Source organism: Agrobacterium sp. FDAARGOS_525, assembly GCF_003938925.1.
GTDB classification, from domain to species: domain Bacteria; phylum Pseudomonadota; class Alphaproteobacteria; order Rhizobiales; family Rhizobiaceae; genus Agrobacterium; species Agrobacterium pusense.
This window is the reverse complement of sequence record NZ_RKIU01000003.1, coordinates 2,683,332-2,697,679: the sequence shown is the minus strand read 5'-3', so window position 1 is coordinate 2,697,679 and position 14,348 is coordinate 2,683,332. Positions and strand designations below refer to the sequence as shown.

Genomic DNA, 14,348 nt, shown 5'->3' with positions numbered 1-14,348 from the left:
GCATGGAAACCAAGGCGAACTACACCATAGTCGGAATTTTCACGCTGATCGTGATCGCCGCTGCATTCGGCTTCGTTTACTGGATGGCGGAATTCGGCCGCGGTGGCCCGACAGCACAGCTTGTGGTGCGTATTCCGGGCTCCGCCAATGGCCTTTCGGTCGGCTCTCCGGTGCGCTTCAACGGTATTCCCGTCGGCACGGTGCGCGGGCTTGCAATCGACCGCGACGACCCGGCCTATTCCATCGCCTTTACAGAGGTACAGGCGGATGCGCCGGTTTTCCCTTCCACACGCGCCGTGCTTGAAATTCAGGGCCTGACCGGAGCGGCGTATATCGAGCTTTCCGGCGGCAACAAGGATGGCGAGCGCATTCTGCAGAAAGCTGTCGAAAGCGGTGTTCCGGCCGAGCTGACGGCCGATCTTTCCAGCGTCACCAACCTGCTTGCCACCGCCGACAAGATACTGAAGCGCGCCGATGGCGCCATCGGCGAATTGCAGGGCTTCGTGCAGGATGCGCGCGGCCCGCTGACGCAGACGGTTCGCAATGCCGAAAAATTCTCCGATGCGCTGGCGGCAAACTCCGATGGCATCAAGAATTTCATTGCCAGCCTCAGCTCGCTTTCCACCACCGTACAGTCGGTCTCGGTGCGCCTCGACGGCACGCTGAGCGCCATCGAAGATCTGGTGAAGGCAGTGGATGCCGGCAAGATCGATTCCATCCTGTCCAATGTCGACAAGGTGACGAAGGATGTCGCGTCGGCTTCGAGCGATATTCAGGGCATCATGGAAACGGTGCAGAGCACGGCGCGCAATTTCGAGGCGGCAAGCACGGAAGTGCAGACGGTCGTCAAGCGCGCGGATGAGCTTCTCGCCTCCGTCGATCCCGCCAAGGTGGGCACCGTGGTTGACGACGTTTCCTCTGCGACCGCCGATGCGCGCGATGCTGTCGCGAACTTCAAGCGGATCGCCGATGATGTGGGCGCACGGCGCGCCGATATCGATCAGGCAGTGTCCGATTTCACCGAGATGGGCCGCAAGCTGAACCTGGCCTCCAGCCGCGTTGATGGGATTCTCGCCAAGGTGGACGGCATGCTCGGCACTGACGACGCCAATTCGCTGTTTGCCAAGGCGCGTGAGACGCTCACCTCCTTCAAGGCGGTGGCCGACAATCTCAATGCCCGCATCGGGCCGATCGCCGACAATCTGACCCGCTTCTCAAGCTCGGGCCTGAAAGATTTCCAGGCATTGATCGGCAGCACGCGACAGACGGTGGACAATCTCAACAATGCCATCACCAATATCGACCGCGATCCGCAACGGTTGATTTTCGGCGGCGAAACCGTGAAACAATATGACGGCAGAACAAGGCGCTAAGAGGGGTATGGGCCAATGAGACTATCGATGAACGGCCAACGCCGCGCCCTCGTTCTGGCTCCGCTGCTTGCTGCAATGATGGCGGGCTGCGCGGGCGCGCCGAAGAACGATACGTTCGATCTCTCCGTCTCGCCGGCGGCGGTGACGCAGGGGCCGTCGCTGAAAAGCCGTCAGCTGCTGATTGCCGATCCGACCGCCCTGAAGGCGCTGGACAGCGAAAACATCGTGGTGCGGCTTTCGGGCTCGGAAGTGCAATATCTCGGCAATTCGCAGTGGAGCGACCGCCTGCCGCGTATGGTGCAATCCAAGCTCGTGGAAGCGTTCGAGGATACCGGCAAACTCGGCGGCGTCGGCCGGCCGGGGCAGGGGCTGGCGATCGATTATCAGGTCGTGAGCGATATCCGTGCCTTCGAGATCGATACGGCGAAGAACCTCGCCAATATCGAAATCTCGGTGAAGCTCCTCAACGACCGCAACGGCACGGTGAAGGCGCAGGAGGTGTTCCGTTCCAGCGCCCGCGTCAGCGGCTCAGGCAACGCCAATTTCGTGAAAGCACTCGACCAGGCCTTTGCCGCCGCGACGCGTGAGATTGTGGCCTGGACGCTGAAGTCTCTCTGAAGGTTGGTCCGTGCAGGCGCGGTGCCGGCACGGACGCTATCGGTATTTTCCCGATCGTTTCAGGCGGCGTCCTGCTGCGACTTCCATTCCGGCAGGGGGAAGACGCGGTCGTAGCTCCAGTTGAAGACAAAAGCATAGACCACGTAAAAAAGCGCGAAGGAGATATCCATCACCAGCGCGTGGGCAAGGCTGATATTCAGATACCAGGCGATGAAGGGCATCAGGACGATCAGAAGGCCGAGTTCGAACAGCACCGCGTGCCCGACCCGAATGGCGGGTGTCTTGAGCGTGGTGCCCTTCAGGCGCTGCATGGCGTGGTCGAAGCCGAGATTATAGACGTAATTCCAGATGGTCGCGAGCGTGGCGCTGACGAGGCCCACGACGCCGATATCCTCCATGGGCATGCCAAACAGCAATGCGCCGAGTGGAATGACCAGCAGAAGCCCGATGATCTCGAAACTGAGGGCGTGGCGGATACGATCTTGGAGGGAGCGCATTCTATTCTCCGGTTTGTGACCGGGCCGTCCCGCATGCTGTCGCCGATGTGGCCGAGGTCGTCCTCGCGCCTGGTCATATATAGCTTTCGGGCGGATTTTTCAAGCATGGGGGACTTGGGGAGGCTTCCGCCTGCTTCGTCTCGCCGCCGCGGAAGAAAAAACAGGCGGCGACACGTTCATTCTTTCGACTGCACCAACGAAACCGTGATCGGAACAAGACCAGTGCATTTTCGTTATCGCTTACGGAAGGAGTCGTGCAATGCAGCAGAATTCCCTCGAAGGAAGAACGATTAAGGCCGCCAACCAGGCTAAGGTTTCGACTTACACGCCAAGCCTGATTTCCCTCAAGGGAAGTTACGTGGCGATGATATTTCGCAGACCGCTTTGCGGAAATCCGCTGGATCTGCGGAAGAAATAACAAAGCACGGCCAGTTCTGGCGCACCATTCGCATATCAAAACGACGACTGCCGACGTGAAGTTTATAAGGTGTCTCTAAAGTGTGATTTTCAATCCGGTTCGTCTCCACCTAGACTGGAGATTGCCATAAAAGCGAAGGGAGAATGACATGAAATCAGTTCTCATTATCGCCGCTGTCTTTGGTTTTTCCGCCAGCGCAGCGCTTGCGGAATGCGCGGGTCATGAAAAGATCAACGCTTCCGTCCCTGCCGTCGACCGCGAATTCAAAACCGCAAGCATCGTTCCGCCGACGGAACCGGCTGACAAGCCCGTCGTCATCCTGAAAAAGACCGATCGCCTTCCCGCCGCGGCGGTTGCCACGACCGGCGAGCCCGAAGCCGCAATGCAACGCATGCAATAAGACAGGACCATGATCTCTTCATTCTGAAAATCCCGTGCGCGATGTGATCCGCACGGGATTTTTCATTGTCTGCTGCGTCGCGCCGCCGCCGTTTTGCAGCGTTTGAACGTTACCAGAAAGGCAGACAGCCTCAGCTGTCGAGCTTCAGCGACAATTGCCGCGGTCCTTCGCTCTTCTTCAGCACGTAAAGCGGCCGGGTGATGATGACCTCGGTGCGCCGCTGCAATTCGCGCCGGCGTTCCAGCGCGCGCTCGCGCATGTCACGGGAACGGGCCACGACGGTGAGGGCATTTTCTATGGTTGCGTCTGCTGTGTTCATCGCTGACCTCCATAATGTTCACTATATGTTCTCATTATTGGCCGCTTGTGTCAACACTAAGGCAGGCTGTCAGCGCCATTCCGACATTGCTGGGTAAACAGGGGCGTATCACGTGGCAGCGGGCGTGGGGCCCGGCACGGCTCCGCAAGGCGCATCATGCGCCTGCGGTGGAGGCGTTTAGCCTACGCCAGCCTAGGGATCGGTGTGTGGGGATGAATATCAGAAGTACCCGGGCGCTGATCCGCCCCGGCGGCAGGATGCATTCAGGAGTGGGGGCGTTGGTCCGGCGCTGCGAGCGTCGATAACATATCGGTGAGATGTTCGCTGGCGAGCGCCACGATGGCGAGTGCGGCCTGCTGGCGGTTCCAGCCGGCATGTTCGGCTTTTTCAATGAGCCCCTGAATGGAGGGTTCCAGTGCGAACTGGCACTCGGCCTGATAGTCCATGGTGTCGATCGAAAGCGACGGGGAATTGATTGCGGCCCGCATCGTTTGGTCTCCCTGTTTTCCGTCATGTCCTTCAAACGCGAACGCAAATTGGAACATGCACATTCAGAGGCCGGTGATACCGGATATGCCCCGCAGGGCCCGATATCACTGGCAGCGAATCCCCCAGCAGGCGGGAGTTAACGGCAAGTGCCTGTCGCTGTCAACGAATGCCCGGTAGCGATGAGGCGGGGATGCGCTTTTTCAGAGGCTTCGGTTGCGGAAGGGTTTTCGTCTCCAGATCAGCAGAGCCATGACATAAAGCGCGAAAAGGACGAACCATGTGACCGGAAGCACCATGAAAAGCGCCGCGAAAGCACAGCTTCCCTCGAAACAGGAGCCGAGGAGGCCGGAATCGGCAAGGGCTGCCGATAATAAAAACGCACATACCCCGCTCCCGACCGCGCCGAGGACGAACAGCAATATGGTGATGAGTAATCTCATAATCTCGATCATAGGGATGATTGAGACAGCTTTGCGGAAGTAACGTCACCGCAACGCCGAGAATCGCGCTTTCGTCCGCTTCATCGCAAGAATTTGAAGAGGCATCCCGGGATCGTTGGGTGCCTCGACGCAGCATGACTGAAAAACCGCCCGGGGATTATGTCAATTTCCTTTCTGGGGTGCGGTTTTAATGCATATCTTGATTAAGAGGGGCTTATTGGGTAATATATTATGTAATATAAATATTTTTTTTGATAGATTTTATAAGGTTCATGAGTATTTTTGCTTCATAATTTTGTATCTAGGTTAGGCGATAAATCCGAGTGTTATTTCATTGATATTTTAGCCATCACTTACTGACAAGCGGCACGGGCTCACCATCCTGCGGCTGTGTCGCAAGGAAAGGATAGCAAATTTGTTCATTCTTTCATTCCCGGCTTGCCCGACCGGCAAGCTCTCGGGCCTTGTGGCCTGCGCCATCGTGCTGACAGGTTTCCTGACGCAGGCTTCCGCTCAGTCGCGCGCCTGCAAGGACCCTACGCCTGTCGGCAATCTCAACGAAATGTTCGATGCCATCTTCGCCTGCTGGGTGCCGCCGGAGGACACGGAGGGACTGGTGGTGACGCTGCAGTTCATTTTGCACAAGGACGGAAGGATAAGGGACAAGGTGGTGGTGATTGCCGCGCGCCCGCAGGAGGATAGTCCAAGACGCAGGGCCTTCATCGAATCCGCCATCGAGGCGGTAAGGCGGGCGGCACCTGTTCCCTTTACCGAGCAGTTTGGAAGCCGTATCGCCGGCCGGCCGCTGGCGCCGCGTTTTGTCGGTGTAAAAGAGCCTGTGCCGACGCTGGAACTTTAGAGGAGGTCAGGCGAAAACACGCGCCGCTTCGAGCGCTGGCGTCGTGACTGCCGGCAGCAAATTTACTGCTATCGCGCGGAATGCCAGACCTAAGACGAGGCTTCCGAATCTCACGCGATGCTTCAATCCGGCATCGCAACGTCTTGTCATTATGGAGAAATTTGGTGGGTGATGTAGGGCTCGAACCTACGACCCGCTGATTAAGAGTCAGCTGCTCTACCAACTGAGCTAATCACCCGACCGGCACCGTGTGGCGGTGTGAGGGGGCGTATAAAGGGGAAGTTTGGGCTTGTCCAGCGCGTAAATGAAATTTCTTCGATTTTTGTGACGAAAAAATTTCGGCCGCGCTGGAAAAGCCTGGAAATCCAGGGTTTTACGGATTTTTTCTTTTCGTCATCCGCGCCTGAACGCCCGCCCGATAAAGATGAGGATGCAAGCGCCGATGAAGCCGGCGATCAAATATCCCAGCCAGCCGGTCAAAACGATTCCGAAGACCGAAAGGATGGCGTTGGCGATGATGGCGCCGACGATTCCGAGAAGGATGTTCATGAAAACACCCATATTGCTTTTCATGAATTGTTCGGCGAGCCACCCCGCGACGCCACCGATGATGATGGCTGCAATCCAGCCAATGCCAGCAGATTCCATGATTTCCTCCCATGTTTGCTGCACGATCAAAGGTGATGATTCGCGCGGGGAAAAGCAAGGTAAACTCCTGAAAACCTCGCTTCATGCGGGTGGTTTTCCGCGCTGCAGGCGCTAAATAGCCTGATGCGGTGCAAGAGATGAAAGGCGTGGATGTGCGGTTGATGTTTGGCGGATGGATGAGCGACAGGCGAGTGCTTCACAAGCGGGCGGGCCGTGGCCGGCGGGGCGGCGGACTTGCCGCCTTTCTGGTTGCGATTTTTGCGCTTTTCAGCGTCTTGAGCGTTGCGCCTGTCTCGGCGCAGGAGGCGACGACGCCAACGGCGCCGGGCGCCATCCAGCCCTCGACCATCGAGCAGGCAAAAGCCGATCTGGAAAAATGGAAATCGGATCTGGCGTTTATTTCGGGACAGGTGGAGGCAGGCGGACGCGATGACGCCCAGCTTGTCGATCTCAAGGGGCGGGCGGACGGTATCGCCGCCGATGCTGCCGCAACCAACACCAAGCTTCGCGCGCGACTGGACCAGATCAAGACCCGGCTGGATGCACTGGGTGCCGCGCCCGGCGAAGGGCAGCCTCCGGAAGCCGACATGGTGACGGACGAGCGTAACCGGCTGACGGCGGAACGCGGCGAAGTGAATGCCATGGCCGGCGAGGTGGAGGCCACGGCCAATAATGCCGCACAAATTTCCAACAATATAACAGCCGTCCGCCGAGCGCTGTTTGCCGCAACGCTGTTCAAGCGAACGGAAGTCTCCGCCGAGACGCTCGGTGATGCCTCATCCGCCTTCCTGACGGAGCTCACCAACCTCAACAATGCGTTCAGCAGCTGGGCAGCCTATGTATGGAATTACAAGCGGCTGCCGATGTTCGGGGCGGTGACGCTGTCGATCATGGCCGCATTGCTGTTTCTGGTTGGCGGCTACCGTCTTTTCGGCAGTCGTATGGAGCGGCGCGCCTTCACGGGGGCACCATCCTATTTGAGACGGCTATCGGTGGCCTTCTGGTCCACCATGGTGCAGTCGCTGTCGCTGTTCCTGTTTCTGCTCACGTCGGCGTTTTTCCTTGATAATTTCAACGTGTTGCGGTCCGACATCGCGCCGATCCTGTTCGGCGCCATGGCGGTCACGGGCTTCGTTTATTTCGTGTCGCGGCTGAGCTATGCGATCTTTGCGCCGACGCAGCCGGAATGGCGCCTGCTGAAGGTTTCCAATCGCGGCGCACATCAGCTGTCCTCGGCCGTGCTTTTGATGGCGCTGGTGAATGGTCTCGATTATCTGTTCGGCACCATCAGCGAGACGCTTTATTCGCCGCTTATCGTCACCGTTGCCAAGAGTTTCGTCGCCTCGATCATCATCGGTCTCATTCTGCTCGCCGTATCGTTCCTGAGGCCGGTGATCGGCGAGGGGCAGGATTACGAGACCGGCAACCAGCGCCTGCCGCGCTGGCTCGTCATTCTGCTGCGCATCGGCGGCCTCGTTCTCATCGGCGCGTGCCTGACGGGTTATGTCGGTCTTGCGCGCTTCCTCGCCACGCAGATCGTTGCGACAGGCGCGGTGCTGGCCACCATGTATATCGGCATTCTCTCAGGCAAGGCCATTTCCCGGCAGGGCGCCTTCGCCGAATCGCTCGTCGGCCGTTACCTTGCCCGCCGTTATGGCCTTGGACCCGTGCCGCTTGATCAGGCCGGGCTTGTGGCGGGGCTTGGCATCTATGCCGTGGCCTTGACCTTCGGTGTGCCGCTTATCCTGTTTTCCTGGGGCTTCCAGCCCGGCGATATAGAAAGCTGGGCCTATCGCCTGCTGACGGGTATCACCGTCGGCAATGCCTCGATCTCGCTGATCGGCATTTTCGGCGGCATTCTCGTCTTCGCCATCGGTTACATCATCACCCGCTGGTTCCAGAAGTGGCTGGACAGCAACGTCATGGCGCGCGGCCAGGTGGATGCCGGCGTACGCAACTCCGTCAAAACAGGCATCGGATATCTCGGCATTGCGGTTGCGGCCATTTTCGGCGTGTCTTCCGCCGGCCTCAACCTCTCCAGTCTGGCGCTGGTCGCTTCCGCCCTTTCGGTCGGTATCGGTTTCGGCTTGCAGAATATCGTGTCGAACTTCGTCTCCGGCCTCATCCTGCTGGTGGAGCGCCCCTTCAAGGTGGGCGACTGGGTGGTAACGGGAACGACCGAAGGCACGGTCAAGCGGCTTTCGGTGCGCGCCACGGAAATCGAGACCTTCCGCGGCCAATCGATCATCGTGCCTAATTCCGAATTCATCAATTCCTCCGTCGGTAACTGGACGCACCGCAACCGCATCATGCGCGCTGAAATCCCGGTCTCTGTTGCCTATGATTCCGATCCGCAGAGGGTCATGGACATTCTGCTTGAGCTGGTGCGCGCCCAGCCGCCGGTATTGCGCAATCCCGAGCCGCATGTGGAATTCCTCCGTTTCGGCGACTTTTCGCTGGATTTCGAACTGCGCTTCCATCTCGCAGACCTCTCGAATGGGCTTGCCGTGAAGAACTCCCTGAGGATCGCCATTCTCCAGCGCTTCCGCGAGGAGGGCATCGCCATCCCGTTCCCGCAGCGCAACCTCAACATCCACGTGGAAGGCGACGCCAATCCGCAGATGCTGGCAGCCCTGCTTTCGGAGGAGGGCGACAAGGCGGTGGTGGCCCATACGGGCGCCGCATCGCCAGAGAAAGAGGCACCGAAAAACGACAAGGCGACAGAGCCGAAGGAGAAACCCGGCACGAAAGCGTAGATCGCTGTTGATCGCGGACATTGAGTTCCGGCCAAGGGTGCTCGCCGCTTTTCCCCTTCTCCTCGCCAGCGAGAAAGGTCGCGGCAGCGGGTTGAGGGGGCGCGCTCTGCGGAGTCCGGCAACGTTGCCCCTCATCCGATCCTTCGCGCCAGCTTCTCTCCGGCGGGAGAAGAAAAGAGCGGCAAAGCTGTGCAACGTTCGTCCGGCACGCTCCGCAATTTCTTCCCTGTCGCAGCACCCTATGGCCATGTCGCAATCAGGCGGCTGAACAACCCGCAAGCGCTTCATATTCCTCCCATCCAAAGCTGGCGGAATAAGGCAAGGCCGGCGCTTTTCAGGGGTTCTGTAAATGAAGACACATGCACGGGCGGTGGTGATCGGTGGCGGCGTCGTCGGCGTCTCGACGCTTTATCATCTGGCCAAGAAGGGCTGGAGCGACAGCGTGCTCATCGAGCGCAAGGAGCTGACCTCCGGTTCCACCTGGCACGCGGCCGGGCTTCTGCCGCTGTTCAACATGAGCTACTCGGTTGGCCAGATCCACAAATATTCCGTGAAGTTCTACGAGGAACTGCAGGAAGAGACCGGCATGAATGTCGGTTTCTCCAAGGTCTCCAACATCCGTCTCGCCCGCACCAAGGATCGCTGGGACGAATATATGTATTATGCCGGCATTGCCGAGACCATCGGCGTGCGCGTCAACATGCTGACGCCGGAGCAGGTGAAGGAGATCTGGCCCCTCTGCGAGACGGACGGCCTGCTCGGCGCCATCCAGCATCCTGATGACGGTTATATTCAGCCCGCCGATCTGACGCAGGCGCTGGCCAAGGGCGCGCGTGACCGCGGCGCGACCATCTATCGCAACACGACCGTCACCGCCATCGAGCAGCTTGAAGACGGTCACTGGAAGGTGACGACAGACAAGGGCGAGATCATCGCCGAACACATCATCTCCTGCACGGGCTCCTTTGCCCGCAAGACCGGCGAGATGGTCGGCATCAACATTCCGGTCATTCCGGTCGAGCATCAGTATATCGTCACCGAGCCGCATCCGGCCATTCAGGAACGCCGCCGCCAGGGCCTGCCGGAAATGGGCGTGCTGCGCGAATCCGACTCGGCCTGGTACATGCGTGAAGAGGCGGGCGGGCTGATCCTCGGTCCTTATGAAGTTGGCGCGCCGGTCTGTTATGTCGACGGTCCATCCGATGACAGCGAATATGAGCTGTTCCAGGAAGAACTCGATCGACTGATGCCGCATATCGAAACAGCCATGGTGCGCGTTCCGGCCTTCGGCGAAGTGGGCATCAAGAAGGTCTATAACGGCGCGATCGCCTATACGCCTGATGGCAATCCGATTGTCGGTCCTGCGCCGGGCCTGAAGAATTTCTGGCTGAACGAAGGCCACTCCTTCGGCATCACCGCCGCTGGTGGTGCAGGCTGGCAGCTAGCCGAATGGATCGTCGATGGCGAGCCGACGCTCGACCTGATGGGTGTCGATCCGCGCCGCTTCGGCCCTTACGCAACGGAAGGTTACCTCATCGCCAAGAACGAGGAAGCCTATGCCAACGTCTTCACCATGCATTACCCGGATGAAGAGCGCTCTGCCGCCCGCCCGCTGAAGACGACGCCGGTTTACGACCGTCTGAAGAAGCTCGGCGGCGTGTTCGGCTCCGTCTATGGCTGGGAGCGCGCCAACTGGTATGCGCCCGAAGGTTACGCGCTGCGTGAGGAAGACCTCGGCGTTGGCGCCGATGTCATCACCAGTCATAACCATGCACCGGCTCTGGATGATGGCCGTATCGTTGAGAAGTGGTCGTTCCGCCGCTCGAACTACTTCGAGCATGTCGGCAACGAAGTGAAGAACGTGCATCAGAATGTCGGCGTGCTCGATATGTCGGCCTTCGCGAAGATGGAGGTTTCCGGCCCCGGCGCGCGTGCCTGGCTCGACAGCATTCTCGCCAACGCGGTGCCGAAGAAGCGAGGCCGCATCGCGCTCACCCATCTTATGACGCCGAATGGCGGCGTGAAGGCGGAGTTCACGGTCTATGAATGGGCGCCGGGCCGCTTCTACATGGTTTCGGCCGGTGGTCTCGAAGCGCATGACCATGACGTGCTGTTCCGCCTGGCGCCGACCGATGGCTCGGTCGTGCTGCAGCCGATCACCCAGAAATACGGCGTGCTGGTTCTGGCCGGTCCGAAATCGCGTGATCTCCTGAAGAAGCTGACCCGCACCAGCCTTGAGAACAAGGACTTCCCCTGGCTCACCGGCAAGCAGATTTCCGTCGGCGTTGCGACGGCGCATGCGCTGCGCGTCAACTTCGTGGGTGAACTTGGCTGGGAGTTGCATCACCCGATCGAGATGCAGAACTACATCTTCGACCGGCTGATGGAAGCCGGTGCCGAATTCGGCATCAAGCCTTTCGGTATCCGCGCCATGGTTTCCATGTCGCTCGAAAAGTCCTATCGCAATATGGGCCGCGAGCTTTCGGTGGAATACAATGCCTATGAATCGGGTCTCGACCGTTTCCTGCGCCCGGAGAAGAGCTTCATCGGCCGCGACGCACTGGTGGCCTACAAGGAGGCGGGCCTGAAGTCGGTCTTCTCGACGCTCACCGTGTCGGGCAATACGGATGTCGATGCGCGCGGTTCGGAAGCGATCTTCGATGAAAACGGCGCACTTGCAGGGCGCGCGACGAGCGGCGGTTTCGGCTGGCGTCTCGGCAAGTCGATCGCGCTCGCCATGCTCAAGCCGGAATATGCCGCAGTCGGCACCAAGCTGAAGATCCGTATTCTCGGCACCTCCTATGACGCCGAGGTGGTGGAAGAAAGCCCCTTCGATACCGACAACGCGCTTCTGCGCGCATAAGACCAAAATCCCCTCCCAAAGTCGGAATACGGCCCCTCGCGGGCCGTATTTCCGTTTAGGTAAGCATATGCTGAACTGACGCTTCAGGAAAAATGCTATTAATCATTCCGCAAAATGAGCCTGTTATCTTCCGCTGACATTCGATGGGGGTCGGGACAGAATGAATTTCCTGGGCATCACGGGCATGCAATATTCGGGCGTGCCTTTTACCAATAACCGCATTTTACTGGCGGAAGACAGCAACGTGTTTACCCAGATGGTGAGCAGGCGGCTCAACGAGATGCTGGGCGTTACCGTGGAAGTATGCCGCTCCTTCGAGGAATTGCAGGCCTGCTACGAACATTCTTCCGAGCCGGTGACGCTCGCCATTTCCAACATCAACCTACCGGGCGCGGAAAAGGGCGAAGCGCTGGAATATCTGATCGATCTATCGATCCCGACCATCGTTTTCACCAGCACCTTCCACGAGGCGACGCGTGAAACGCTGATCGCCAAGGACGTGGTGGATTATATTCTGAAAGACAATATCTTCGCCGTGGATATGCTGACGGAATCCGTCTGCCGCTTCCTCACCAACCACCGCCATCATGTGCTGATCGTTGACGACAGCCCGACGGCGCGGGCGCTGCTTTCGAGCCGTCTCAAGCGTTATAATTTCCGCGTCAGCCTGGCAGACAGCGGTGCGAAGGCGCTCGATATTCTAAGGGCCAATCCCGATATCGGCCTCGTCGTCACCGACTATAACATGCCCGATATTGACGGTTTCGAGCTGACGCGGCGCATCCGCACCGTGCGCGGCTCCCATGAACTGCGCATTATCGGTGTTTCCTCCTCCACCAACCGTCTGCTGTCGGCGCGTTTCCTGAAGGCTGGCGGCAATGATTTCATGCTGCGGCCCTTCATTGATGAAGAGTTCTATTGCCGCGTCAACCAGAACCTCGATACGCTGGTGCAGATACAGCTGGCGAAGTCCGGGGTGCGGCCGGCTGCGTGAGCCGGACGCTCGTCTTCAAAGCTGAGATTCAAGCGGCAGGAAACGCATGATGCCGGCGATGAGGCGGCGGCCGATAGCGGCGTCTGGCTCGCGCCGGTAGGTCTTGGTACGGCCCTGTTCCTCCGTCGTCCAGACGATGCGGTTGCTGCTGTCGATCTCCAGTTCAAAGCTCATCGTGCGGCGGATTTCCTCGGCGAATATTTCGTCCATGCAAGCGACCAGCGGCGGCGATGTGAAGACCACGCCCATCTCCGTATTGAGGGAGGCCGAGCGCGGATCGAAATTCAGCGAGCCGATATAACCTGTCATGCCGTCACGCGTGAATGCCTTGGTGTGCAGGCTCGCCTGTCCGGAACCGCGCAGGGTGAAGTTCGGCTGGTCCACCTGCGAACGCAGCTCGTGCAGGCGTACGCCGCCCGAGAGAAGCGGCTTGCGATAGCGGGCATATCCGGCGTGAACGGCGGCCACATCCGTTGCCGCCAGCGAATTGGTGAGGATGGCCAGCGATACGCCCCGTTCGGCAATATCAAGGAAAATCTCAACGCCCTGTTTGCCGGGAATGAAGTAAGGGGATGTGACGTGCAGGCTGTCGCTTGCCGCCTGCAGCAGGGGCAGCAGGCTTTCCATCAGGAAGTTGTGGCCCTTCCGCCGCTTGCCTGCCGCTTTTTCCGGAGGATCGGCAAGCACATCCACGGAATCCACCCAGTGCATGCGGTCCGACATCAGGAAATGATCTCGGTCATACTGGCTTTCAACGCGCTCCAGATAAGGTTTTGCGGCTTCGCTTTTTGGCAGTGCGTCCAGCTCGCGCCGTAATCTTGCGAGTTTGCTCGGCCTGCGCGCCAGAAGCGAGCGAACGGGGACGGAAACGGCGCTGTTCCAGTAATCATCGAATATTTCCGTTGCGTCGGCCACGACGTCACCGAAGCCGAGAATATCGAAATCGTGGAAATTCGCCCGTTCGGCCGCATCGAAATAGGCGTCGCCCATATTTCGACCGCCAACGATCACCGCGCGGCCATCGGCAATCCAGGCCTTGTTATGCATGCGGCGATTGACACTGCGAAAGCGCAGCAAAAGTTCCATGCCGCGATGGAGCATGTTCTCCCGCGCCCGGGTGGGGTTGAACAGGCGAAGTTCGATATTGGGATGGCTGTCGATGGCGTGGAAAATTCGGTCTGACATGGAGACGCCGAGATCATCGAGCAGCAGCCGTACCCGCACGCCGCGATCGGCCGCCGCGATGACCTCGCGCATCATCAGCCGTCCCGTCAGGTCCGCATTCCACATGTAATACATGAGATCGAGGCTACGCCCGGCCGCGCGCGCCGCCGCGACGCGCACCGCAAATGCATCGAGATTGGAATGTAGCAGGCACAGCGCATTCTTTTCGCTCCAGCCATTTTTTATGGTCTGCCAGTGCCGATCCAGCACGGTTTCGTCCTCAGTGACGGGCAGGGCGGCGGAGGGGCGTTTGGGAATGGATTTTTCCCGCTGTTTACCGATGACGACAAACAGGCTCGGCCCGACGAGCAGCAGAAGAATGATGATGAAGACCGTAAATGCAGTCACTTGTTTTGATCGCTCCCGGCCTGGAGAGTATCAGGCGGGATGGAAACGCGCGAGGGAATAAAGCGTTCATTTCGGTTCGGCGGCAGTACGAAAAACCGGTAC

At 59.1% G+C, this 14,348-nt stretch carries 14 protein-coding genes and 1 tRNA gene; 8 read left to right on the top strand and 7 right to left on the bottom strand.

The genetic code is table 11. The features are described from left to right. Positions 1-2: 2 nt before the first annotated feature. Together EGT36_RS14605 and EGT36_RS14600 are read left to right on the top strand one after the other, a co-directional pair. The gene (locus EGT36_RS14605) at positions 3-1,373 is read left to right on the top strand and encodes an MlaD family protein (protein WP_004442026.1); all 1,371 of its coding nucleotides are present in this window, start codon (positions 3-5) and stop codon (positions 1,371-1,373) included. A gap of 15 nt (positions 1,374-1,388) precedes the next feature. Further along, complete coding sequence (locus tag EGT36_RS14600) at positions 1,389-1,991, top strand: ABC-type transport auxiliary lipoprotein family protein (RefSeq protein ID WP_034498940.1); 603 nt, start codon at positions 1,389-1,391, stop codon at positions 1,989-1,991. 59 nt (positions 1,992-2,050) lie between these two features. Here EGT36_RS14600 and EGT36_RS14595 read toward each other — a convergent pair whose 3' ends face one another. Then, positions 2,051-2,488, bottom strand: a complete 438-nt coding sequence (locus EGT36_RS14595) for a PACE efflux transporter (protein WP_004442023.1) — start codon at positions 2,486-2,488, stop codon at positions 2,051-2,053. A gap of 259 nt (positions 2,489-2,747) precedes the next feature. Here EGT36_RS14595 and EGT36_RS30530 point away from each other — a divergent pair, with 259 nt between their 5' ends. Both EGT36_RS30530 and EGT36_RS14585 read left to right on the top strand, forming a co-directional pair. Then, positions 2,748-2,906: a hypothetical protein gene (locus tag EGT36_RS30530; protein ID WP_004442022.1), complete on the top strand. Its 159-nt coding sequence runs from the start codon at positions 2,748-2,750 to the stop codon at positions 2,904-2,906. Positions 2,907-3,054: 148 nt separating this feature from the next. Continuing rightward, positions 3,055-3,306 carry a hypothetical protein gene (locus tag EGT36_RS14585; protein ID WP_004442021.1) on the top strand — a complete coding sequence of 84 codons (252 nt, stop codon included), beginning with the start codon at positions 3,055-3,057 and terminating at the stop codon, positions 3,304-3,306. Between the two features lie 130 nt (positions 3,307-3,436). On the opposite strand, the gene EGT36_RS14580 is transcribed toward EGT36_RS14585, so the two are convergent. The 3 genes from EGT36_RS14580 to EGT36_RS14570 all read right to left on the bottom strand — a co-directional run bounded on the left by EGT36_RS14580 (position 3,437) and on the right by EGT36_RS14570 (position 4,566). Continuing rightward, positions 3,437-3,625 (bottom strand): hypothetical protein, encoded by a 189-nt coding sequence (locus tag EGT36_RS14580; RefSeq protein ID WP_004442020.1) that lies wholly within the window; start codon positions 3,623-3,625, stop codon positions 3,437-3,439. 263 nt (positions 3,626-3,888) lie between these two features. Next, positions 3,889-4,113 (bottom strand): hypothetical protein, encoded by a 225-nt coding sequence (locus EGT36_RS14575; protein WP_004442019.1) that lies wholly within the window; start codon positions 4,111-4,113, stop codon positions 3,889-3,891. 201 nt (positions 4,114-4,314) lie between these two features. Continuing rightward, on the bottom strand, positions 4,315-4,566 hold the full coding sequence (locus EGT36_RS14570) for a hypothetical protein (protein ID WP_004442017.1): 252 nt from the start codon (positions 4,564-4,566) through the stop codon (positions 4,315-4,317). A 403-nt stretch (positions 4,567-4,969) separates the two neighbouring features. On the opposite strand from EGT36_RS14570, the gene tolA reads away from it, so the two are divergent. After that, positions 4,970-5,413: a cell envelope integrity protein TolA gene (tolA, locus tag EGT36_RS14565; RefSeq protein WP_235775131.1), complete on the top strand. Its 444-nt coding sequence runs from the start codon at positions 4,970-4,972 to the stop codon at positions 5,411-5,413. A gap of 162 nt (positions 5,414-5,575) precedes the next feature. Here tolA and EGT36_RS14560 read toward each other — a convergent pair. Continuing rightward, positions 5,576-5,651, bottom strand: a tRNA-Lys gene (locus EGT36_RS14560). Between the two features lie 155 nt (positions 5,652-5,806). Further along, a complete protein-coding gene (locus EGT36_RS14555; protein ID WP_004442014.1) occupies positions 5,807-6,061 on the bottom strand; it encodes a GlsB/YeaQ/YmgE family stress response membrane protein in 255 nt (84 codons plus the stop codon). 137 nt (positions 6,062-6,198) lie between these two features. On the opposite strand from EGT36_RS14555, the gene EGT36_RS14550 reads away from it, so the two are divergent. From EGT36_RS14550 to EGT36_RS14540, 3 genes are all read left to right on the top strand, one after another. Next, positions 6,199-8,817 (top strand): mechanosensitive ion channel family protein, encoded by a 2,619-nt coding sequence (locus EGT36_RS14550; RefSeq protein ID WP_037093207.1) that lies wholly within the window; start codon positions 6,199-6,201, stop codon positions 8,815-8,817. Between the two features lie 349 nt (positions 8,818-9,166). Beyond that, the gene (locus EGT36_RS14545) at positions 9,167-11,680 is read left to right on the top strand and encodes a GcvT family protein (protein WP_037093208.1); all 2,514 of its coding nucleotides are present in this window, start codon (positions 9,167-9,169) and stop codon (positions 11,678-11,680) included. Between the two features lie 160 nt (positions 11,681-11,840). Beyond that, positions 11,841-12,674: a response regulator gene (locus tag EGT36_RS14540; protein WP_004442009.1), complete on the top strand. Its 834-nt coding sequence runs from the start codon at positions 11,841-11,843 to the stop codon at positions 12,672-12,674. A gap of 15 nt (positions 12,675-12,689) precedes the next feature. Here EGT36_RS14540 and EGT36_RS14535 read toward each other — a convergent pair whose 3' ends face one another. After that, positions 12,690-14,246 (bottom strand): phospholipase D family protein, encoded by a 1,557-nt coding sequence (locus EGT36_RS14535; protein WP_125270499.1) that lies wholly within the window; start codon positions 14,244-14,246, stop codon positions 12,690-12,692. Positions 14,247-14,348: the final 102 nt, after the last annotated feature.